The sequence below is a fragment of the Streptomyces sp. NPDC002265 genome, assembly GCF_040296125.1.
Classification (GTDB): Bacteria; Actinomycetota; Actinomycetes; order Streptomycetales; family Streptomycetaceae; genus Streptomyces.
On record NZ_JBEOWS010000003.1, the window covers coordinates 39,746 to 58,273 of the forward strand.

General features: G+C 71.1%; 17 protein-coding genes. 6 read left to right on the forward strand and 11 right to left on the reverse strand.

Annotated features, from left to right (window positions below):
- Positions 1-6: 6 nt before the first annotated feature.
- The 6 genes from ABT085_RS01005 to ABT085_RS01030 form a co-directional block, all read right to left on the reverse strand.
- On the reverse strand, positions 7-1,311 hold the full coding sequence (locus ABT085_RS01005) for an ABC transporter permease (protein ID WP_351600165.1): 1,305 nt from the start codon (positions 1,309-1,311) through the stop codon (positions 7-9).
- A 107-nt stretch (positions 1,312-1,418) separates the two neighbouring features.
- Positions 1,419-2,594, reverse strand: a complete 1,176-nt coding sequence (locus tag ABT085_RS01010) for a lysylphosphatidylglycerol synthase transmembrane domain-containing protein (RefSeq protein ID WP_351600167.1) — start codon at positions 2,592-2,594, stop codon at positions 1,419-1,421.
- Positions 2,591-3,193, reverse strand: coding sequence for a hypothetical protein (locus ABT085_RS01015; RefSeq protein WP_351600169.1), 603 nt, complete (start codon positions 3,191-3,193; stop codon positions 2,591-2,593). Before ABT085_RS01015 ends, ABT085_RS01010 begins: the two co-directional genes overlap by 4 nt.
- A 157-nt stretch (positions 3,194-3,350) precedes the next feature.
- Positions 3,351-4,205 carry a patatin-like phospholipase family protein gene (locus ABT085_RS01020; RefSeq protein ID WP_351600171.1) on the reverse strand — a complete coding sequence of 285 codons (855 nt, stop codon included), beginning with the start codon at positions 4,203-4,205 and terminating at the stop codon, positions 3,351-3,353.
- A gap of 236 nt (positions 4,206-4,441) precedes the next feature.
- Positions 4,442-5,956, reverse strand: a complete 1,515-nt coding sequence (locus tag ABT085_RS01025; RefSeq protein WP_351600173.1) for a cellulase family glycosylhydrolase — start codon at positions 5,954-5,956, stop codon at positions 4,442-4,444.
- A 116-nt stretch (positions 5,957-6,072) separates the two neighbouring features.
- Positions 6,073-7,062: a WD40 repeat domain-containing protein gene (locus ABT085_RS01030; protein ID WP_351600175.1), complete on the reverse strand. Its 990-nt coding sequence runs from the start codon at positions 7,060-7,062 to the stop codon at positions 6,073-6,075.
- 118 nt (positions 7,063-7,180) lie between these two features.
- Here ABT085_RS01030 and ABT085_RS01035 point away from each other — a divergent pair, with 118 nt between their 5' ends.
- From ABT085_RS01035 to ABT085_RS01045, 3 genes are all read left to right on the forward strand, one after another.
- Positions 7,181-7,858, forward strand: a complete 678-nt coding sequence (locus tag ABT085_RS01035; RefSeq protein ID WP_351600177.1) for an SGNH/GDSL hydrolase family protein — start codon at positions 7,181-7,183, stop codon at positions 7,856-7,858.
- Between the two features lie 104 nt (positions 7,859-7,962).
- The gene (locus tag ABT085_RS01040) at positions 7,963-8,556 is read left to right on the forward strand and encodes a Uma2 family endonuclease (protein ID WP_351600179.1); all 594 of its coding nucleotides are present in this window, start codon (positions 7,963-7,965) and stop codon (positions 8,554-8,556) included.
- A gap of 44 nt (positions 8,557-8,600) precedes the next feature.
- Positions 8,601-9,590 carry an aldo/keto reductase gene (locus tag ABT085_RS01045; RefSeq protein ID WP_351600247.1) on the forward strand — a complete coding sequence of 330 codons (990 nt, stop codon included), beginning with the start codon at positions 8,601-8,603 and terminating at the stop codon, positions 9,588-9,590.
- A 345-nt stretch (positions 9,591-9,935) separates the two neighbouring features.
- On the opposite strand, the gene thpR is transcribed toward ABT085_RS01045, so the two are convergent.
- From thpR to ABT085_RS01060, 3 genes are all read right to left on the reverse strand, one after another.
- Positions 9,936-10,574: an RNA 2',3'-cyclic phosphodiesterase gene (thpR, locus tag ABT085_RS01050; RefSeq protein ID WP_351600181.1), complete on the reverse strand. Its 639-nt coding sequence runs from the start codon at positions 10,572-10,574 to the stop codon at positions 9,936-9,938.
- Between the two features lie 203 nt (positions 10,575-10,777).
- Positions 10,778-12,133: an MFS transporter gene (locus ABT085_RS01055; protein ID WP_502982583.1), complete on the reverse strand. Its 1,356-nt coding sequence runs from the start codon at positions 12,131-12,133 to the stop codon at positions 10,778-10,780.
- Between the two features lie 60 nt (positions 12,134-12,193).
- A complete protein-coding gene (locus ABT085_RS01060; RefSeq protein ID WP_351600183.1) occupies positions 12,194-12,631 on the reverse strand; it encodes a MarR family winged helix-turn-helix transcriptional regulator in 438 nt (145 codons plus the stop codon).
- A gap of 185 nt (positions 12,632-12,816) precedes the next feature.
- Between ABT085_RS01060 and ABT085_RS01065 the strand changes: the two genes are divergently transcribed.
- On the forward strand, positions 12,817-12,999 hold the full coding sequence (locus tag ABT085_RS01065; protein ID WP_152894851.1) for a ribbon-helix-helix protein, CopG family: 183 nt from the start codon (positions 12,817-12,819) through the stop codon (positions 12,997-12,999).
- 13 nt (positions 13,000-13,012) lie between these two features.
- On the opposite strand, the gene ABT085_RS01070 is transcribed toward ABT085_RS01065, so the two are convergent.
- Complete coding sequence (locus ABT085_RS01070) at positions 13,013-14,464, reverse strand: NCS2 family permease (RefSeq protein WP_351600185.1); 1,452 nt, start codon at positions 14,462-14,464, stop codon at positions 13,013-13,015.
- Between the two features lie 240 nt (positions 14,465-14,704).
- On the opposite strand from ABT085_RS01070, the gene ABT085_RS01075 reads away from it, so the two are divergent.
- Positions 14,705-14,974 carry a DUF2530 domain-containing protein gene (locus tag ABT085_RS01075; RefSeq protein ID WP_351600187.1) on the forward strand — a complete coding sequence of 90 codons (270 nt, stop codon included), beginning with the start codon at positions 14,705-14,707 and terminating at the stop codon, positions 14,972-14,974.
- Between the two features lie 206 nt (positions 14,975-15,180).
- The gene (locus tag ABT085_RS01080; RefSeq protein ID WP_351600189.1) at positions 15,181-17,577 is read left to right on the forward strand and encodes a cation-translocating P-type ATPase; all 2,397 of its coding nucleotides are present in this window, start codon (positions 15,181-15,183) and stop codon (positions 17,575-17,577) included.
- 139 nt (positions 17,578-17,716) lie between these two features.
- Here the strand turns inward: ABT085_RS01080 and ABT085_RS01085 are convergent, their stop codons facing one another.
- Positions 17,717-18,520 (reverse strand): hypothetical protein, encoded by an 804-nt coding sequence (locus ABT085_RS01085; protein ID WP_351600191.1) that lies wholly within the window; start codon positions 18,518-18,520, stop codon positions 17,717-17,719.
- Positions 18,521-18,528 lie beyond the last annotated feature (8 nt).

An 18,528-nucleotide genomic window follows, 5' to 3' on the forward strand; every position in this document is an offset into this window, starting at 1 on the left:
GGTTTCCTACCACGCCGGGGAGGGCGACTCGGAGTGCGCGCCAGGGGCCGACCGCCGGACGGACGTCGCGGGTTCGCTCACGGCCGGACCTTCGTCACTCGCACCGCCGGCCCCGAAGGGGGTTTGCGCGTACGAGCCGTCCGCCGCGGCAGCTGTCCGGCGGCCCCCGAAGGCGACGGCCGCCAGGCCGAGCACGCTCCACAGGACGAGAACGGCGATGTGGCCTCCGGAGCCGTTGCCGTCGAAGTAGGCCGTGCCGCGCAGCAGATTCGCACCGGCGCCCGGAGGCAGCCACTGACCGATGTCGTCCACCACCTTGGGCAGCAGTTCCGGTGCGGACGTGCTGCCGGAGAACGGGTTCCCCGCGAAGACCATGAGCGCGGCACTGGCCCCGAGCCCTCCGGGGCCGATGAGCGTGATCAGACCGGCGGTGGTCGCGCTGATGGCGAGCACGGTCAGGGACAGGGCCGCCCAGGTGGCCACGTGCTGGTGCGGCAGCGCACCGAGAATGCCCTGGGCGACCAGATAGGCGCTGAGGCCGGTCACCGCGCACGCGACGACCAGGTCGACCAGCCGGCGTCGGCCCGGCATCCGGAAATCGGACATCGTGATGAGCGCCGCGATCAGGATGCTGCAGATGGTGAGCGGAAGAACCGCCGAACTGAACACCACCCCCCGGGGATCGTCCGCGGAGATCGGGACGACGTCCACCGACTGCACACCGACCTTGACCGGCGCCCCGGAGACCGTCTTCCCGGCCCGGGACTTCGCGGACCCACCGTGGGCCGACGGCGCGGCACTCCCGGAGACCCGCTTCCCGGCCTGGGACTTCGCGGACCCGCCGTGGGCCGGCGGCGTGGCACCAGCGGCCGCCGACGGCGCGGCACTCGCGGCCGCACGCGCGGCCGCCACCTGGTTCGCATGAGCGGCAAGCTGCTGGCCGGACGCATCGAGGAGCTGGGCCACGGTCACACTGGCGGCGGAGGCCTTCAGCACGGTGAGACTGGCAGGGGTGACGACAAAGGCACCGTAGACGTCACGGTTCTCGATCGCGGAGCGCGCCGACGCCTCGTCCGGGTAGAGGCGGAAGTCGAATCCCCCCGGCTTGCTGTGCGCGAGGGCCTCGATCGCATGCTGGCTGGCCGTGCTCGTACCCACGATCCCCACCGGCAGATCACGCGGCGCGATGCGCGATGCGGGCCATGCGTACGCCATCACGGCCAGCGAGATCACCAGTGGCAACGCCACCGTCACGACGGCGGCCCGGCGCCCCCATGACAGGAGTCCCAGCAACGGGTTCTTCACGGTCACGCTCCCAAAAGACGAATGATCGTTCTATTTGCCCGTCCAGTCTGCTATGGCCGCGCACAAACGTCAACACGAACATTCGTTTTTCTTTCTGGGTCCCATGCCGCAGGTCACGCCGGCCTCGCCGCGGCCGCCGGGGAGCGACCGAGGCCGCTGTCGCCCCTGTCCCTGTCCCCGCCCCGAGCCGACCGTCGCCGCTGCCGGAGCAGCAGGACCCATCCCGCGACACCGACCAGCCCGGGGGTGATCAGCCGGTAGAGGAGATCGACGGCCGTGGCGCCGGTCAAGGACACCCCGCCGTGGTGCAGGGTGAGGGCCAGGGCAGCGTCGAGGGTGCCGAACCCGGCGGGCAGCAGCGGCATGGCCGACGCGGCCGACACCCCCGCGACGTAGGCGAGCAGCACCGTGCTCAGGGCGGGCGAGACCCCCACCGCATGGCACACGGTGAGCAGACAGAAGAAATCGGCGGTCCAGTTGAGCAGGGCGAAACCGAACCCCCGCGCCCAGAAACGGGCCGGCGGGTGCATGGCGGCCAGTTCGTCGAGCAGCCGGTCGGCCGACGTCTGCTCCACGGCACCCACGACACCCACGCCCCCCACGGCCCCGGGCCGCAGTCTGCGCCACAGCCGGAGCCACGCACTCAGGGGCCGACGCAGCACGGTGGCGTGGTGGACGAGCGCAAGGGCGGCGCCGGTGAGGGCGCAGGTCGCCGCGATCCGGACGGCGCCCCGGGCGAGCTGCGAGCCGTCCCCCGCGAGCGTCTGGCCGACGCCGGCGAGCGCGACGAGCGCGATCGCGCCCAGCACACCGGTGGCCGCATGCGTGAAGCCGATCTGAGGCGCGCTGGCGCCCCAGGAACGCATACGGCGCGTCCGGTAGGTGATCGAGACCAGGCTGCCGCCGGGCAGGGTCGCGCCGACCGCGTTCCCGGCGAAGACCGTGGCGACGGCGGAGCCGAGCCCGACGCGCAGCCCGCCACTGCCGAGCGCGAGTCGTTGCAGGCGGGCGAACGCCATCATGGAGGCCATCTCGGCGGCAAGGGCCAGCAGGAGCCACGCGGGCCGAACCCGGGCCAACTCCCCTGCCGCCCTGCGCGCGTGGGGCTCGACCAGCATCCATTCGGCGCCCATCACCGCCACCATGGCGCCGGCGGTCAGCACCGCACGCCGGCGGAAGCGCGGCGAGGACGTGAACTCGTCGCCCTCGCCGACCCGCTCCGTCCGGGCACCCGCCGCCGCGTCCGGATCGCGGCCACCGTCCGGCCCGGCCTCGTGCGGGCCGCTCATCGCGGTGTCGGCCAGTCGGGCAGCAGACGGACCAGACCCTCCAGGTGCACCTGGCACCGCGTGTGCTCCGGGACGGCCAGGTCCCACAGGCCCGCGGGGAACCGCACGTCGACGCGGACGGCCGCGACCTGGCCCGGTTCCCTCCCCGCGATCGACGGGAACGGGCCGACGATGTTCAGCCGGGTCAGGGTGACGGCTCCGGTGACGCCGTTCAACGTGAGCATGGCGGTGAGGGTCCGGCGGGTACCGGTCCGGTCCTGGAGGTGGTTGCGGACCAGCCGCAGTTGCCCTCCGGATCCCGCGAGTTGACGCCCCAGGTCCGCCTGGCGCCACCAGGAGCGCCGCGGGCGGCCGGCCGCGTCGCCGTCGGATATCCGAAAGCGCAGCAGACCCCCCGCCGGTTCTTCGGTGTCGTCGCTGACGAGGAAAGCCTCCGCAAGGTGCAGCGGCAGACGCGAGGAGCCCTGGCCGCGACGCCGGCTGTCCAGCCAGTTGCTGCCTCCGCGACTCCCGTTGCCGTGTCCTGCGTCCGGTGATGCGGCCTTGATGTCCGGGGGGCCCAGCTCGTCCGGGAGCGGGGGCGGGACAGAAAAGATCATGACGAGTCACCTGGGGGAAGCAGCCGGGACGGTACGGCCGGAGGACGACGGAATCCGGCCGGCGCGCTCGATGCCACCGCGACGGGCCGGGTGCGGGCGGACGAGGGGCGCGGAGACCGATGGCGCGCCGCGGCGGTGAGGGTGGCCATCAGGGTCCTCACACCGTGGCCGCGGTCTGCCGGGCGAGCCAGTCCTCGGTGAGCCGGTGGCCGGCCCGGACCAGCCGCGGGGTGTCGCGGAAGTCGACGAGGCTTCCCACGGGGGTGCGGGCCGCGGGCAGCCGGAGCACCGATCCGCGGACCGCCTCGAAGTCCCGCCGCTCACGTTCGTCCAGGATCTGGCACACCGCCCGGAAGGCGACGTCCAGGGCCGCGGGCGGCCGGCGGCCGTCCTCTTCCGTCACCGCGGCGGGCAGTACGTAGATGGTGCTCGCGCCGAGCGCTTCCGCCTGGAGCACCGGCATGTCCGCCGACACTCCGCCGTCGACGAGGCGGCACCCCCCGACCCGCACCGGCGGGAACAGGCCCGGGAAGGCCGCCGAGGCGAGCAGCGCCGAGACGGCGTCGCCGTGGGACAGGACGACCGCCGCGCCGGTCTCGAAGTCGGTCGCCACGGCGTGCGCCGGGACGACGGTCTCCTCGATCCGGCCGACGCCGATGCCGGACCGCAGCACCTGCCGCAGTGCCGCGCTGGAGACCGCCGCCTCCCCCCGGCCCAGCAGGGCCCTGATCAGGGTCCGGGGCGATATCGGCGCGACGTGCCGGCGCTTGAGGCTCAGCCAGAGCGCTTCCAGCCGGTCGATGCCCTCGACGCTCGGGTCGGCGGCGAAGGCGACGCCGTTGAGCGCGCCGGCCGAGGATCCCACCACGAGATCGGGCCTGATCCCGGCCTGCGTGAGCGCCCGCAACGCGCCGACCTGCGATGCGCACAGGCTGCCGCCGCCCTGAAGCACGAACGCCACGGTGCCGGACCGCGCCGGCTCGGCCGCCACGGGCGCGGCCGGCGCAGGCACGACCGGCGCCCCGGCATCCCCTGGAACCTGGCACGGAGCCGTCGCCGGCCCACCGGTTCGCACGGTGCCCATGCCGCCTCCTCCCTTTACGCGAACGATCATTCTGTTTTGCGGTTCCCCATCCTGCGGCACCGATCGGAACCCGTCAAGACGAACATTCGTTTTCCTTTAGGGGGGAAGGAAGGGCGCCCGGCGGACACCGGACGCCCTTGTCTCACACCGCTCTCACACCGCTCTCACCCCGCCGTGCAGCTCAGGCTCGGCACCGCGCCGCCGCCCGGCGCGCCCCCGAACCCGAAGCTCGCCGAACCGCCCACCGGGACAGCGCCGTTGTGGGCCGCGTTGACGGCGGTCACCGTGCCCCCGCTCTGTGTGTACGAGGCGTTCCACATGTTCGTGACCTGCTGCGAGCCGCTCCAGGTCCACGTCACCTTCCACGAGGTGAGCGCGGTCGTCCCGGTGTTGGTGACCTTGACGTCGGCGTTGAAGCCGCTGCCCCAGTCGCTGCTGACGCTGTAGACGGCGCTGCACGCGGCCGTGGTGCCGCCCCCGCCACCCCCGCCGCCACCGCCGCCGCCCGCCGGGAAGCCGGGCGCCTTGATGCTCGCGAGATACCCGTCCTTCACCGTGTCCACGGTCGCCCAGTCGTCCTTCAGGATGCCGCCGGTGTCACCGGAGTTGGGGTTCCACGACCAGAACGTCCAGTGGAAGGCGTCGGCGCCGTAGGTGGCGGTCGGCCGCAGATAACTCACCAGCGCCGCCAGCCACTTCTGGTCCACCGTCGACTGGAGCGTCGTACCGAACTCGCCGACCCACACGGGCGCGATGTTCTGCTTGAAGATGTAGCCCCAGTACTTGTCCCAGACGCCCGGCATGTTGGCGGGGAACGTCGGATCACTGAACCAGCTCTGCTGGGCGACGCTGGTCGCGTAGTCGTGGGCGGAGTACACCACCCGGTTGGGCACGTCGAGTTGCACGGGGTACTGCCCGACGCCCATCAGGTTGCCGCCCCACCAGCCGGAGACCCCGTTGAACGACTGCACGCCCTCCACGAAGACCAGCAGGGCGGGATTGACGGACAGCACGGCGTTGCCCGCGCGCTGCGCCGCCAGCCGCCAGTCCGTGGCCTGGTCCCCGCAGCCCCAGCAGGCCGGATCGTGCGGCTCGTTGTGCAGGTCGATGCCGATGACGGTGTCCTTGCCCGCGTAACGGGACGCCAGTGCCTTCAGGTTCGCGATCCAGGTCGACTCCGGGACGGCCGAGGTGTACCAGAGCGCCGACTGCCCGGCCGAGTCCGGCCGGTGCCGGTCCAGGATGACCTTGAGACCGTCCTGGCCCGCGTACGACACGATCCGGTCCATGACGCCCAGCGAGTTCAGGCCCGCCAGGTCGGCGTTCTTGCCGCCGGAGAAGTCGATGCTGTTCGGGACGGTCGTGCTCTTGAAGATGTCGTCGCTGTAGGGGAGGCGGATGGTGTTGTAGCCCAGCGACTTCATCTGGTCGATCATGCTCTTGTAGTCGCGCGACCAGAGGCCGTGCACGACGTAGTTGGCGGTCTCGAAGCCGAACCAGTTGATGCCGGCGATCCGCACCGGCTGTCCGGACGCGTCCAGGATCTGACGGCCGCTGGTGTGCCAGTACCCCGCCCCGGCGGCCGGGGCGGCGGCCGCATGGGCGGCCTGGACGCCGGCCAGCGGTAACAGGAGCGCCGCGGCGGCGGCACACAGCGCTCTGCGCAGACTGCGGAACATGTCGCTGCTTCCTCTCGTGGGGGGCGCGGGTCCGGAACGTGTGGGAGCGCTCCCACGACACCGCATCTCCCATGGAAGTAAGAACTCACGTGTCCGTCAAGACGCCTGACGCAACCTCAGTTCCGGCGCAGCAGCCGCCGCACCCCGAACAGCCCGGCGCAGACCGCGGCGACGGCGAGCGCGCCGTAGGTGACACCGCTGCCGCCGGAGCCGCCGCCCGTCGCGGAATCCCCCGGACTGCCGCCGCCGGACGGCTTGTCGGAGCCGGACCCGTCGCCGCCGGAGCCCCCGCCGGGCGCGTCCTCCGCCTGCACGGAACTGCCGGCGCCCTCGCTGCCGTACATGAGCTTGGTCCCGTCGGCGGAGTACGTGACGGACTCCCCCTGGCCCTGCAACGGCACGTTCAGGCGGCCCAGCCGCTCGATCTTCCCGCCGTTCCAGTCGTAGTAGATGCCTCCGAAGTAGCCGCGCACGGCGAGCCGGCTGCCGTCGGGCGAGAAGGCGGCGTCCGTCGCCCAGAGGTCGACCGCGGCGACGGGCTTGAAGATGTTGGCGCCGGAGGGCGACAGCTCGGCCGGGCCCTCGTACAGGTGCCCGCCGTCCTCCTTCTTGTCGATGATGTACACCCGGCCGGTCTTCGGGTGGACGACCAGCGACTCGGCGTTGCGCGCGCCGTCGGAGTACTTCACCACGTACTGAGTGGCCTTGACCGTCTGGTCCTTGAGGACCTTGGGCTCGGGCAGCCGGTAGATCCAGACGTACGGCCAGGTCCCGTCGAGGTTGTCGCCGATGTCGCCGACGTAGATCTGGTTGCCGGGGCCGATGGAGATGGCCTCCACGTCACGCGGCGAACCGATGCCGCTCAGCGTGAGGGTGGCGACCGTCTTCCCGGTGGCGCTGTCCACGGCGTAGAGGTAGGGCCCGTCGTCGCTGTCGTTGTGGGTCCAGTAGATCCCGGGGTGCAGACGGGAGGCGGCCAGGCCGCTGGACTCGGTGATGCGCGGGTCCTTGATGGTGAACCCCTCGTCGCCGTCGGAGGCGGAGGCGGGCGCGGCCAGCACACCCGTGAGCAGGACACCGGCGAGGAGGGCGAACGGTCGACGCATGCCCCCAAGACTGCCATCCCGGACCTGGTGCCGCGTCAGCCGAGGCCCGTCGTCCGCGTGGCAGGCCTCACACCCGGCCCGGTCCGCCGACGGCCCGCCGATCGTTCATCATGAGCGGATGCTCAGGTTCATGCCCGTCGGCGACTCCCAGACGATCGGAAGCGCCGGCGAACACACTTGGCGTTACCGGATGTGGCAGCACCTGCGCACGACGTACGGCGGCCCGTTCACCGTCGTCGGCCCGCGCGAGACGCTCCACGACAAGGCGACGGACGCGCCCACGTCGTACGAGTACGCCGAACCGGACTTCCCGCGCGCGCACCTGGCCGGCTGGGGCGAGGGCTGGCTGCACATGGCCCCGCTGGTCGGCGACGCGGTCCGCGCGCACCGGGTGGACGTCCTGCTGGTCGCCCTCGGCCTGATCGACCTGGGCTTCTACACCAACGCCCGGCAGACGGCGGACAACGTGCGGCTCTTCGTGACCGAGGCGCGGTCGGCGAACCCCCGGGTGCGGATGGTCGTCCTGCCGGTGATACCCAACTCCCGCGCGCTGGAGGACCCCGAGTTCGCGCTGGAGGTCGCCGCCTTCAACGAACTCCTGGCCAAGGCGGTCGCCGACCTCGACGAGCCCCGCTCGCCCCTGCTGCTGGCCTCGCCGCCGCCCGGGTACGGCATCGACCACGACACCTACGACGGCACGCACCCCAACGCGAACGGCGAACACAAGATCGCGGAAGCCTTCGCGGAGGCGATGCACCAGGGGTGGGGACTGGGCGGGGAGTACGACCGGGGCTGATGCCCCGCTCCGGCCCACGCCTCCTGCCGTGACCCGGTCACTGTGCGTATCGTTGAACCGCGCGGTCGCGCTCGTGCGGAGGGCGGCCGGGGAGGAGCGCCACCATGACCGTCCTGGAAGACAGGATCGAGATCGAGATGGCCGACGACAACGCCGAGCGCCTGGACCAGTGGTTCGAGCGACTCGCCCGGATGCCCGTCCCCGAGGGTTACAAGGCAGAGATCGTGGGGGGCTGCGTCTTCATGACGCCACAGCGGGACGTCCACTGGGAGACCATTCGCGAGATCCTCTGGGCGCTCGAAGACCGGTTCGGAAGGCGCGCGCGGGTGTTCTCGGACGTCCGTATCGACTTCCCCGGTCCCCAGAACGGCTTCTGCCCCGATGTGGCCAAGCTGCGCGACGGCGCCGCGAAGGACGACGAGGGCCGCTGGCGGTACGAGGACGTCGAGTTCGTCGCCGAGGTCGTCTCCAAGGGGACCGCCCAGAACGACTACGGGCCCAAGCGGACCGCGTACGCACTCGCCGGGGTGCCCGTGTACCTGATCGCCGACCCGTACCAGGGAGCGTGTCATGTGTACACCGAGCCCAAGGAGGGCGACTACGCGTACAACCTGCGCGTCGGCTACGGAACCGACGTCGACATGACCACGACTCCCCTCGCGCTCACTCTCAGGACCGACGACTTCCCGCGCGACTGATCCCCCTTGCTTGGAGTGCACTCCAGGACGTTGGCTTGGAGACCATGGAGTACACGCAGCTCGGACGCACCGGACTCAAGGTCAGCCGACTCGTCCTCGGCACCATGAACTTCGGCCCCCTGACGGACGAGGCCGACAGCCACACGATCATGGACGCGGCTCTCGACGCCGGCATCAACTTCTTCGACACGGCGAACGTGTACGGCTGGCGCGAGAACAAGGGCCGTACGGAATCGATCATCGGGAACTGGTTCGCGCAGAACGGCGAGCGGCGCGACAAGGTCGTCCTCGCCACCAAGGTCTACGGCAACATGGCCGCCGAGGGCGACGCCTGGCCCAACCACGACAAGCTCTCCGCGCTCAACATCCGGCGGGCGGTCGACGCCAGCCTGAAGCGGCTGCGGACCGACCACATCGACGTCTACCAGTTCCACCACATCGACCGCTCGACCCCCTTCGAGGAGATCTGGCAGGCCGTCGACGTACTGGTGCAGCAGGGGAAGATCCTCTACGTCGGCTCCTCCAACTTCCCCGGCTACAAGATCGCCCAGGCCAACGAGATCGCCGCCCGCCGCGGCACCATGGGCCTGGTCAGCGAGCAGTGCCTCTACAACCTCGCCGAGCGGCGCGCCGAGATGGAGATCGTCCCGGCCGCGCGGGAGTACGGGCTCGGCGTCATCCCCTGGTCGCCGCTCCAGGGCGGTCTGCTGGGCGGGGTGCTCAAGAAGGAGGCCGAGGGCGGACGCCGTGCCTCCGGCCGGACGGCCGAGGTCCTCGCCGACCCGGCCGGACGCGCGCAGATCCAGGCGTACGAGGATCTGCTCGACAAGCACGGCGTGGAGCCCGGCGAGGCCGCGCTGGCCTGGCTGCTCACCCGGCCGGGTGTGACCGGCCCGATCGTCGGCCCGCGCACCCCCGAGCAGCTCGCCTCGGCGCTGCGCGCCGTCGAGCTGGAGCTGGGCGAGGAGCTGCTGGCGGGTCTCGACGAGATCTTCCCGGGGCCGGGCCCGTCCCCGGAGGCCTTCGCCTGGTAGGCGGCCCGCCTTCGGACCGCTGACGGACGGCCACAGACGGTCGACGCACGGCCGACGGACGGTCACCGGGGATCGCCCCGGTGGGCCGGACCGTCGGCCCGGCGGGCCGGCCCGGGTCACGGCGCCTGGAGGGGCACGGGCTCACCCGGTCCCGGACCCCTACGGCCGCGGCCCCGCACGGCCGCGCTCACCTGCCGAGCGCGGCCGCCAGGGCGACGACGACGAACAGCAGCACAAGCACACCGGCCATGATCCGGTTCCGGGTTTTCGGGTCCACGCGTCCGAGCGTAACCGGCCCCGGCGCAAACCCGTCCGGCGGACCGTCCTGAAGCCGCCCGGCTCCGCTCAGGCCACGTGGCCCCCGTCACTCCCGGTGTCCCCGGCGCTCTCCTCGCTCCCGTCGTCCCCGGTTCGCCGGGCGGAGCCCAGCGGCCAGCGGACGACCGTCTCGTAGCGGGGCTGCTCGCCGGGCACGCCCGACTTCGGCAGGTTGCTGCGGACCAGGCACAGGTCCGTCACCGTCCAGGTGTCGCTGGTGAACCCGGCGAGGGCCTCGACGTACGGGCGGGTGTCGATCCCGTCGCGGCTGCGGGCCACCGTGAGATGGGCCTGGTAGCGGCGGTGCTCGCCCATGGGCACGCCCGCCTTGCGCGCGGCGGCCTCGCTGCGGTCGGCCAGCAGCCGCAGCGTCTCCAGGTCGCCGGCCGCGCCCGTCCACAGCGCCCGTCCGTGCCCGAACTGCCCGCCGCCGCGCAGCGCCAGCGGGAAGGGGGACGTGCGGTGCGCGGCGCGCTCCAGCCGGACCGACAGCGCGGGTACGAGGTCGTCGTCGACCTCGCCGTAGAACGCGAGCGTGAAGTGCCAGCCGGGGCGGCCCGTCCAGCGCAGCCCCTGCGCGCCGGGCAGCTTGCGCAGGGTGTCGACCTCGGCGGCCAGTTCGCGGGTGACGTCCTGCGGGGGCAGCACGGCGGCGAAGAGTCTCATGGACGTCACCCTTCCAGGGAACGGACCGTCCGGCGAGCCTCCCGCCCACGCACGTACGCCCCCGCCCGCCCGGGAGGCGCGGAGCCGGTGTCCCGGGCGGCCGGACGGACGACGGCGCATCGCGCCGGAGCCGGCACCCCGGGGGAAACGCAGAGGGCCGGGGGAGCGGTCTCCCCCGGGCCCGGCACGTACGCTGCGGCGGCTCAGACCGCCGCGGCCAGTTCCTCCTGGCGCTCCTTCGGGACGAAGCCCACCCGCGGGTGGCCGTGGTTCCAGCCCACCGCCAGCCGCAGTCCGCCGACGCGGGCCATGACCAGGCCGATGGTGACGGCCGCGACGGCCGAGACGGCACCGCCCGCCGCCAGTCCGGCCCGCACTCCGTAGGTGTCCGTGATCCAGCCGGCGATCGGCGCGCCCACCGGCGAGCCGCCCATGAAGACCATCATGTACAGGGCCATCACCCGGCCGCGCATGGCCGGGTCGGTGGCCATCTGGACGCTGGTGTTGGCGGTGACGTTGACCGTCATGCCGAACATCCCGATGGGGGCCATGAGCAGGGCGAACAGCCACAGGGAGGGGCTGAGGGCGGCGACGATCTCGACCGCGCCGAAGACCACCGCCGCCGCGACCAGCACCCGCATCCGCGCCGTGCCCCGGCGGGCGGCGAGCAGCGCGCCGGCCAGTGAGCCGACCGCCATCAGCGTGTTGAAGAGGCTGTAAGATCCCGCCCCCGCGTGGAAGACGTCGTCGGCGAAGGCCGAGAGGTACACGGGGAAGTTGAACCCGAAGGTGCCGATGAACCCGACCAGGGCGATCGTCCAGATCAGCTCGGGCCGCCCGGCGACGTAGTGCAGACCCTCGCGCAGCTGACCCTTGCCGCGCGGGGCCCGCTCGACGACGTGCAGTTCGCGGGCGCGCATCAGCAGCAGTCCGGCGATGGGCGCGACGAAGGACAGGCCGTTGGCGAGGAACGCCCAGCCGGTGCCCACCCCGGTGATCAGCAGGCCCGCCACGGCGGGGCCGACCAGCCGGGCGGACTGGAAGTTCGCGGAGTTCAGGCTGACCGCGTTCTGCAACTGGTCGCGGCCGACCAGTTCGGTGACGAAGGACTGGCGGGCCGGATTGTCGACGACCGTGGCGAGACCGACGGCGAAGGCTGCGAGGTAGACGTGCCAGACCTGGACGTCTCCGGACAGCGTCAGGAAGGCCAGCACGAGCCCGGTCACGGCCATCGCGGACTGGGTGACGAGCAGGGTGCCGCGCTTGGGCAGCCGGTCGACGAGGACGCCGCCGAAGAGGCCGAAGAGCAGCATCGGCAGGAACTGCAGGGCCGTCGTGACGCCGACGGCCGTGGAGGAGCCGGTGAGGCTGAGGACCAGCCAGTCCTGGGCGATGCGCTGCATCCAGGTCCCCGTGTTGGAGACGACCTGGCCGATGAAGAACAGGCGGTAGTTCCTGACCTTCAGTGAGCTGAACATCGAGGACCGGCGGGACCGGCCGGGTGAGGTGTCGTGGATGGTCGGTGCGGGGGCGGAAGGTGCTCCGGATCCCGTACTCAAAAGGATTCGCCTCCTCGTCCGGCCGCCCGTTCGCCTGACGCGCGGCCGGGTTGTGCCGGTCTACAGGTGTGCGAGCTTCTCCAGGACGGGGGCGGCAGCGCGCAGTTTCGCCCACTCGTCGTCGTCGAGGCCGTCGACCAGGGAGGCAAGGAAGGCGTTCCGCTTGCGGCGGCTCTCCTCCAGCATCGCCGTGGCCTGTTCGGTCTGGGTGACGACCTTCTGGCGCCGGTCCTCGGGGTGAGGCTCCAGCCGGACCAGGCCCTTGGCCTCCAGCAGCGCGACGATGCGGGTCATCGACGGCGGCTGGACGTGTTCCTTGCGGGCGAGTTCGCCCGGGGTCGCGCTCCCGCACAGGGACAGGGTGCCCAGCACCGACATCTCGGTCGGGCTGAGCGACTCGTCGACTCGCTGGTGCTTGAGCCGACGGGACAGCCGCATGACTGCGGATCGCAGGGAGTTCACGGCGGCAACATCGTCGCCATGGGTAAGGTCCGACATGGTCTTTAGCGTAACTCATTACTCTCGCTAAAGACCAATGGGAAACGCGCGGCACGCGCTCACGGCCGTCGGGGCGCGCGGGGATGCCCGTGACCCGGACGGCTCAACCCAGATATCACTCATACGGGTGATCCATAGGGGGAACGTCTCGCGCCACACCGAAGCGTGCAGCGACTCTCGTACGCATGGGGACCAGCGTGCTCAGCCTGCGTGTGGACGGGGAGCTGCTCGAGAGGCTCCGGGAACATGCCGCGAAAAGGGGAATGAGCGTCCAGGACTATGTCGTCCGGACGCTCATTCGCGATGACTTCGACGAGCGGTTCCAGACCGCCGTCGAGGAGACGGAGAAGTTCTACGGGGTCACGTGAGAACCCCGCGCCATCAGGTCAGGCCGAGGGCCGGCATCAGGTAGTAGAAGGCGAACACCGCCGAGACGACGTACATCGCGGCCGGGATCTCCTTGGCCCGGCCGGCCGCCAGCCGCATCACCACGAAGGTGATGAAGCCCATGCCGATACCGTTGGTGATCGAGTAGGTGAACGGCATCATGACCATCGTGACGAAGGCCGGGATGGCGATGGTGAAGTCGGCCCAGTCGATCTCCTTGACCGAGCCGGCCAGGATCAGGAAGCCGACCGCGATCAGGGCGGGGGTGGCCGCCTGGGACGGGACCATCGTGGCGATCGGGGTGAGGAACAGGGCCACGGCGAACAGGGCGCCGGTGACGACGTTCGCGAAGCCGGTGCGGGCGCCCTCGCCGACGCCTGCCGTGGACTCCACGAAGCAGGTGGTGGCCGAGGAGGAGGAGGCGCCGCCCGCGGCGACCGCGATGCCGTCGACGAAGAGGACCTTGTTGATGCCGGGCATCTGACCCTGCGCGTCGGTCAGCTTGGCCTCGTCGCTGATGCCCATGATCGTGCCCATCGCGTCGAAGAAGCACGACAGCAGGACCGTGAAGACGAACAGCACACCGGTCAGCACGCCGACCTTGTCGAAACCGCCGAACAGGCTGAACTTGCCGATCAGACCGAAGTCGGGGGTGGCGACGGGGTTGCCGGGCCACTTCGGCGTCGTCAGACCCCAGGACGGGATCGTCGCGATCGCATCGATGATCATCGCCAGGACGGTCATGGCGACGATCGAGATCAGGATCGCGCCGGGAACCTTGCGCACGATGAGCGCCAGGGTCAGCAGCGTGCCCAGGATGAAGACCAGCACCGGCCAGCCGGTGAGGTGACCGTCGACGCCCAGCGTGAGCGGGACGGTGGTGTGGGCGGCGTCCGGGATCCGGGAGACGAAGCCGGAGTCGACCAGACCGATCAGCATGATGAACAGGCCGATACCGATGGCGATGGCCTTGCGCAGCCCGTAGGGCACGGCGTTCATGACCCGCTCGCGCAGACCGGTGGCGACCAGCAGCATCACGACGAAGCCGGCCAGGACCACCATGCCCATGGCGTCCGGCCAGGTCATCCGCGGGGCGAGCTGGAGCGCGACCACGGAGTTGACACCCAGACCCGCGGCGAGCGCGATGGGCACGTTGCCGATGACACCCATGAGGAGGGTGGTGAAGGCCGCCGTGACCACGGTCGCCGTGACCAGCTGGCCGTTGTCGAGCTGGTGCCCGTACATGTCCTTCGCGCTGCCCAGGATGATCGGGTTCAGCACGATGATGTAGGCCATCGCGAAGAAGGTGGCGAAACCGCCACGGATCTCCCGGGACAGCGAACTGCCCCGCTCGGAGATCTTGAAGTAGCGGTCGAGAGCGCCGTACGCGGGCGTGCCGCCCGGCTGCTCGGGCGCGGGAACCTTGGCGGGGGCCGAGGTGGACATGCGGGACCTCAGGGGGTGACGGGGGTGGGGAACATGATCGAGCCTCGCCGCTCCCAGGTCACCTTCAGCGTTCCCCCACGATGCTGTTGGTGTTTCCTACGACAAGAAGTGGCCAGGCTCGTACCGTTTCAGTATGAACATATGAAGTCGATTTAGCTATCTCCGCGCGTAGACCCCATATCCCACAGGTGACCCACCGCTCCCTGCGTCACCACCCCGACGGCCTCGTAAGCTGTGCGCATGACCAAATGGACCCCCACGCACGAGGCGCCCGAGCCCCTGGAGGGCCCCGTGGTCGCCACCATCACCGGCGGCACGATCATCTGGTTCGTCCTGTTCCTCGTGCAGCTCCCCTTCTACGGCTGGTACGCGGACCACGGCCACGCATGGTGGATCTGGACCTGTCTGGCCGGCGGCGGGCTGGGCCTGATCGGCATCTGGTACGTACGCAAGCGCGACGCGGCGATCAAGCGGGCGGCCGCGGCGGCGGCGGTCCCGGCGGCCGAGTAGCCACCGGAACGACGGGCCCGCCGGAACCACGGGTCCGCACACCCGTCGGAACCACGGGCCCGGGCCCCGCGTCGTCCGTGCCGGTCGTCCCTGCCGGGCGCCCGTACGACCACGGCATCAGCCCCCGCGCGCCCTCCTCGTCCTCAGGTCGGAACTTCCGCCCACTCGGCGGGTGAACCGTCAAATCCGCACGTACCGTCGAAGGCATGAGGCACATCGACGCCGGCGCCGAGCTCGATCCCGTGCACCCCGTCCCCATGCCCCCGCCGCCGGCCACCGGACTCAGCACCGCCCAGGTCGCCGAGCGCGTGGCCCGTGGACAGGTCAACGACATCCCCGTGCGCAGCAGTCGTTCCCTGACCGAGATCACCCGCGCGAACGTCTTCACCCGGTTCAACGCGATCATCGGCGTGCTCTGGCTGATCATGCTGTTCGTCGCGCCGTTCCAGGACAGCCTGTTCGGCTACGTGATCCTCGCCAACACCGGTATCGGCATCGTCCAGGAGTGGCGGGCGAAGAAGACCCTGGACTCGCTCGCCGTCGTCGGGGAGACCCGGCCGACGGTCCGGCGGGACGGCGCGGCCGTCCAGATAGCCACCTCCGAGCTCGTGCTCGACGACCTCGTCGAGATCGGGCCGGGGGACAAGGTCGCCGTCGACGGCGTCTGCGCCGAGGCCGACGGGATGGAGGTCGACGAGTCGCTGCTCACCGGTGAGGCCGACCCGGTCGTCAAGCGGCCCGGCGACCCGGTGCTCTCCGGCAGCTTCGTGGTGGCCGGCGGCGGGGCCTTCAAGGTCACCAAGGTGGGCCGCGAGGCCTACGCCGCCCAGCTCGCCGAGGAGGCCTCCCGCTTCACCCTGGTCCACTCCGAGCTGCGCTCCGGCATCTCCACGATCCTGAAGTACGTGACCTGGATGATGATCCCGACCGCGATCGGCCTGATCATCAGCCAGTTCTTCGTCCAGCAGCACGGATTCAAGGACTCCATCGCCCGGACGGTCGGCGGGATCGTCCCGATGGTCCCGGAGGGGCTCGTGCTCCTCACCTCCGTCGCCTTCGCCATCGGCGTCATCCGGCTTGGCCGAAAACAGTGCCTCGTCCAGGAGCTGCCCGCCATCGAGGGACTCGCCCGCGTCGACATCGTCTGCCTCGACAAGACCGGCACCCTCACCGAGGGCGGCATGGACGTCACCGAGCTGCGCCCGCTCGGCGGCCACGAGGAGTCCCACGTACGCAGGGTGCTCGGTGCGCTCGGCGAGTCGGACCCGCGGCCCAACGCCTCCCTCCAGGCCGTCATCGACGCCTACCCGGACACCGAGGAGTGGCGCTGCACCGAGTCCCTGCCGTTCTCCTCCGCCCGCAAGTACAGCGGCGCCTCCTTCAGCGAGGGCAACGGCGAGTCGAGCACTTGGCTGCTCGGGGCCCCCGACGTGCTGCTGCCCGACACCGACCCCGCCCTCGCCGAGACCGGGCGGCTCAACGAGCAGGGGCTGCGGGTCCTGCTGCTCGCCCGGGCCACCCGCGACCTCGACGGTCCCGACGTGGCGAAGGACGTCCGGCCCGCCGCCCTCGTCGTACTGGAGCAGCGGCTGCGCCCGGACGCGGCGGACACCCTCGGCTACTTCGCCGAGCAGAACGTCCACGCCAAGGTGATCTCCGGTGACAACGCGGTGTCCGTCGGGGCGGTCGCGGGCAAGCTCGGGCTCACCGGCACCGCCGTCGACGCGCGCGGGCTGCCCACGGACCGGGGGGAGATGGCGCGGGCCCTGGACGAGGGCACCGTGTTCGGGCGGGTCACCCCGCAGCAGAAGCGGGAGATGGTGGGCGCCCTCCAGTCCCGCGGCCACACGGTCGCGATGACCGGGGACGGGGTGAACGACGTGCTCGCGCTCAAGGACGCCGACATCGGTGTGTCCATGGGCTCGGGATCCGAGGCGACCCGGGCCGTCGCGCAGATCGTGCTGCTGAACAACAGCTTCGCCACGCTGCCCTCGGTGGTCGGCGAGGGGCGGCGGGTGATCGGCAACATCACCCGGGTGGCCACGCTCTTCCTGGTCAAGACCGTCTACTCGGTCCTGCTGGCCGTGCTGGTGGTGTGCTGGCAGGTCGAGTACCCGTTCCTGCCCCGGCACCTGACCCTGCTGTCCACCCTGACCATCGGCGTCCCGGCGTTCTTCCTGGCCCTCGCCCCCAACAAGGAGCGCGCCCGGCCGCACTTCGTCCGGCTGGTCATGCGGTACGCGATCCCGGGCGGGGTGGTGGCCGGGGCGGCGACCTTCGTGACCTATCTGCTCGCCCGCCACCACTACTCCGGGGCGGACTCGCTGGACGCGGAGACGAGCGCGGCCACGCTGACCCTGTTCCTGATCTCGATGTGGGTGCTGGCGATCATCGCCCGCCCGTACACCTGGTGGCGGGTCGTCCTGGTCGCCTCGATGGCCGCCGGGTTCCTGGTGGTGCTGGTGGTGCCGTCGCTCCAGAGTTTCTTCGCGCTGAAGCTGGAGGGGACGGCGATGCCCTGGACGGCCGTGGGCATCGCGGCGGTGTCGGCCGTCGTCCTGGAACTGCTGTGGAAGTGGGTCGACCGCCGCTTCCCCGCATGACGGAACGCCGGCACCCGCAGTACTGGCGGTACTGCCGGTGCCGGCGTTCGGTGCGGACGCTGTGGGTGCGGTGGCTGCCGCGGCCGCCGCCTGCCGGCGGCCACCGCCGCCCACGGCCTCTTACAGCCGGGTGCGGCTCTTACTGCACGTCGATGAAGTCGCCCGCGGCGTTGACGGCCGGGGTCGTCGTGGTGCCCGCGAAGACGTAGCGGTAGTAGCCGTCGGCGGACGCGGTGACCGTCGTCTTCAGGGCGCCCGTGGAGCTGGTCTTGACCGTCTTGACGGTCGTGTAGGCGGTGGCGCCCTTCTTCTTGAACTGGAGCTTCACCGGCTGGGTGGCGTAGCCGGCGTACTTGCCGCTGTCCCAGTTCGCGCGGGTCAGCGCGCCGGTGACCGTGATGGTCTTGCCCTTCTTGACCGGCTCCGGCGAGGCGTTGACCGTCAGCTTCGACAGGCGCTGGACGTTCTTGGCGCCCAGGTCGCCCTGCCACTTGATGTTGCTGCTGTTGGTGGCGACCGCGACGGCGCCGACCTTCCAGGCGCCGGCCTCGTCGTTGAACAGGTCCTCGGTCTCGTCGGAGGAGGCCGGACGGTACTGGAGCTTGGCCGTGCACTTGAGCACGGTCGAGGAGGACGCGGTGCAGGTGCCCGGGCCGTCACCGCCGAGCATGTCGGTCGGCGCGGTGATGGAGGTGCCGCGGTAGAGGACCGGGCCGCTCTGGAAGGAGCTCGCGCTGACCGTCGCGGGGTGCGTCACCGTGTAGGTCGCGGTGACCGTGACCTGCGCGGTGGCGCCGACCACGATGTTCTTGCCGGCGTTGACCACGACGTTGGAGAAGGTGACGGCGGACAGCGGGTTGCCGGCGGCCTGCGCGGCCGGGACGGCGAAAGCGGAGAGGGCCAGGGCGCCGGAGACGGCGGCCACAGTGGCTCGAATACGCATGGGGTTCC

Excerpts from the sequence above, each read along its gene's own strand:
- ABT085_RS01010 (WP_351600167.1), bottom strand. The coding sequence starts at position 2,594 with ATGAGCGGCCCGCACGAGGCCGGGCCGGACGGTGGCCGCGATCCGGAC.
- ABT085_RS01015 (WP_351600169.1), bottom strand. The coding sequence starts at position 3,193 with ATGATCTTTTCTGTCCCGCCCCCGCTCCCGGACGAGCTGGGCCCCCCG.
- ABT085_RS01025 (WP_351600173.1), bottom strand. The coding sequence starts at position 5,956 with ATGTTCCGCAGTCTGCGCAGAGCGCTGTGTGCCGCCGCCGCGGCGCTC.
- ABT085_RS01030 (WP_351600175.1), bottom strand. The coding sequence starts at position 7,062 with ATGCGTCGACCGTTCGCCCTCCTCGCCGGTGTCCTGCTCACGGGTGTG.
- ABT085_RS01035 (WP_351600177.1), top strand. The coding sequence starts at position 7,181 with ATGCTCAGGTTCATGCCCGTCGGCGACTCCCAGACGATCGGAAGCGCC.
- ABT085_RS01040 (WP_351600179.1), top strand. The coding sequence starts at position 7,963 with ATGACCGTCCTGGAAGACAGGATCGAGATCGAGATGGCCGACGACAAC.
- ABT085_RS01045 (WP_351600247.1), top strand. The coding sequence starts at position 8,601 with ATGGAGTACACGCAGCTCGGACGCACCGGACTCAAGGTCAGCCGACTC.
- thpR (WP_351600181.1), bottom strand. The coding sequence starts at position 10,574 with ATGAGACTCTTCGCCGCCGTGCTGCCCCCGCAGGACGTCACCCGCGAA.
- ABT085_RS01060 (WP_351600183.1), bottom strand. The coding sequence starts at position 12,631 with ATGTCGGACCTTACCCATGGCGACGATGTTGCCGCCGTGAACTCCCTG.
- ABT085_RS01065 (WP_152894851.1), top strand. The coding sequence starts at position 12,817 with ATGGGGACCAGCGTGCTCAGCCTGCGTGTGGACGGGGAGCTGCTCGAG.
- ABT085_RS01070 (WP_351600185.1), bottom strand. The coding sequence starts at position 14,464 with ATGTCCACCTCGGCCCCCGCCAAGGTTCCCGCGCCCGAGCAGCCGGGC.
- ABT085_RS01075 (WP_351600187.1), top strand. The coding sequence starts at position 14,705 with ATGACCAAATGGACCCCCACGCACGAGGCGCCCGAGCCCCTGGAGGGC.
- ABT085_RS01080 (WP_351600189.1), top strand. The coding sequence starts at position 15,181 with ATGAGGCACATCGACGCCGGCGCCGAGCTCGATCCCGTGCACCCCGTC.
- ABT085_RS01085 (WP_351600191.1), bottom strand. The coding sequence starts at position 18,520 with ATGCGTATTCGAGCCACTGTGGCCGCCGTCTCCGGCGCCCTGGCCCTC.